We start from the raw sequence: 503 nt of genomic DNA, 5'->3' as shown, positions 1-503 counted from the left end.
GAGCGCGCGCGGCGCACGGCGCTGGCCGCGCAGGAGCATCAGGACCTGCCGTTCGAGCAGGTGGTTGAGATCGTCAAGCCGCCGCGCGCGCTCGATCACACGCCGTTGTTCCAGGTGATGCTGGCCTGGCAGAACGAGGCCGGCGAGAGGCTCGACCTGCCCGGGCTGAGCGTGGAGGCAGCCGGGGGTGGCTTCGACCAGGTCAAGTTCGACCTGGAGCTGAGCCTTGGCGAGCGCGGCGAGGAGATCGCCGGAACGCTGCGCTATGCCACGGCGCTGTTCGATGAAGCGACGATCGAGCGGCAGCGCGGCTATCTCTTGGCCTTGCTGCGGGCGATGGTTGCCGATGCCGGACAGCCGGTCGGCCGCATCGAGCTTTTGTCGGCCGCCGAGCGCGGCTATCTGCTGGAGGAGCTGAACCGGACGGAAGCGGACTATCCTTCGCAGCTGTGCATCCACGAGCTGTTCGAGGCGCGGGTGCGTGAGGCGCCCGACAGGGTGGC

Annotated in this window: 1 protein-coding gene; it reads left to right on the top strand. The window is 69.0% G+C overall.

The genetic code is table 11. The features are described from left to right. The coding region (locus PU724_RS33895; protein WP_426213848.1) for a condensation domain-containing protein at positions 1–503 on the top strand (503 nt) is incomplete at both ends.

This window comes from Mesorhizobium abyssinicae, assembly GCF_049887195.1.
Lineage (GTDB): Bacteria > Pseudomonadota > Alphaproteobacteria > Rhizobiales > Rhizobiaceae > Mesorhizobium > Mesorhizobium abyssinicae.
The sequence above is the reverse complement of the archived record's forward strand: the minus strand, read 5'-3'. Positions and strand labels throughout refer to the sequence as shown.